At 68.7% G+C, this 980-nt stretch carries 2 protein-coding genes; both read right to left on the reverse strand.

The features are described from left to right. The coding region (locus FNQ90_RS24780) for a DUF397 domain-containing protein (RefSeq protein ID WP_182608377.1) at positions 1–141 on the reverse strand (141 nt) is incomplete at its 3' end. Continuing rightward, a complete protein-coding gene (locus FNQ90_RS24785; RefSeq protein WP_182608378.1) occupies positions 138–956 on the reverse strand; it encodes a helix-turn-helix domain-containing protein in 819 nt (272 codons plus the stop codon). The genes FNQ90_RS24785 and FNQ90_RS24780, both read right to left, overlap by 4 nt. Positions 957–980 lie beyond the last annotated feature (24 nt).

The following is a 980-nucleotide window of genomic DNA, read 5'->3' on the forward strand; positions in this document are numbered from 1 at the left end:
GGTGACGGCGAAGTGGGGGCGGGTGGTGTCCTTGGAGTCGCGGACGCACACGGCGCGCTCGGCCCGGGCGACCTCCACGCAACTGTCGCCGGAGCTACCGCTGTAGCTGGACTTGAACCAGGCCAGTTCCGTCGTGTTCACAGCTCTCCTCGCAGTCGCTCCAGCAGGGTCCTGGACTCCCTGGGAGTCAGGGCTTGCGACCGCAGTGTGTCATAGCGTTGTTGGAGGAGACTCACCTCTTTCGCGTCGGAGATGAGGCGGCCGTTCTCCTGGCCTTCGGAGTACGCCAGCCGCCTTCGCTCGGGAGTCTCCAGCAGCTGGAGGGGACCGTCGGTGCAGGAGTGGAGGCCGACGTTGAGCGGCACGATCTGGAGCGTCACGTTGCGCCGGGCAGTGTGATCGAGGACGCAGTCGAGCAGGTCCCGCGTCATCTCCGGGTCATCGAGCGTGCGCCGGAAGACGTACTCCTCCACGATGAAGCCGAACGGCACGTCGGGACGGTCCCGGAGCATCTTCTGTCGCTCCAGCCGAGCCGTGATCTGCGCTTCGATCTGCTCGTCGGTGAGCAGCGGCAGGCGGTTCTCGAAGAGCGCCCGGGCATAACCCTCGGATTGGAGGAGGCCGGGGACGAGTCTGCACTCGTAGGTGGAGAGGCTGACCGCGACCCGTTCGAGGCGGGCCCAGCGGCGGAACCAGACGGCCAGGCCCGCCTCGCCCCGGGTGAGGAAGGCCGCCGCGCGGCGGAGAGCGCCGGTGTTGCCCAGCGCCTCGTCCGCGCGCTCGATGAAGGAGATGTCGGGCATCCGGCGCCCCAGCTCCACCGAGGCCACGGTGTGTTTGGAGAAGCGCACCATCTCGCCGAACTCGGCACGGCTGAAACCGGCGTGTTCGCGCAGCGCCTGGACCATGGCACCGAAGGTGCGCAGGCTGTCCGAGGGGGTGGGTTCGCGCTCCAGACCCTCCTCGGCAGGGGGTGGGGC

Source organism: Streptomyces alkaliphilus (assembly GCF_014141535.1).
GTDB classification, from domain to species: Bacteria; Actinomycetota; Actinomycetes; order Streptomycetales; family Streptomycetaceae; genus Streptomyces; species Streptomyces alkaliphilus.